The sequence below is a fragment of the Pseudoalteromonas sp. S3178 genome (assembly GCF_005886985.1).
Taxonomy (GTDB): domain Bacteria; phylum Pseudomonadota; class Gammaproteobacteria; order Enterobacterales; family Alteromonadaceae; genus Pseudoalteromonas; species Pseudoalteromonas carrageenovora.
On the sequence record NZ_PNCW01000161.1, the window covers coordinates 1 to 246 of the forward strand.

Below are 246 nucleotides of genomic sequence, written 5' to 3' on the forward strand. Positions count from 1 at the left end.
ATTATCAATTTATTAATGAAGACGACAACCGTTATCGTTGTATGGGATGCTTAGGTAAAGAAAAACACTCAACGATTGAGAATAAAGCAGTGAAGCAAGCTGCGGGTAAAGCGGTAAAATTTGTTGCATCTTTCAATGATGTAAAAGATGAACCTCTTTATATTAAAGTGGGGTTATCCGCGGTTAGTCGCTCTAACGCGTTAGAAAACCTCCATACAGAAGTGCCAGGTTGGGACTTTGATAAAA

At 38.2% G+C, this 246-nt stretch carries 1 pseudogene; it reads left to right on the forward strand.

What is annotated here, in order from left to right:
• Positions 1 to 246, forward strand: a pseudogene (locus CWC11_RS20450) (glycoside hydrolase family 92 protein); the annotation flags it as partial.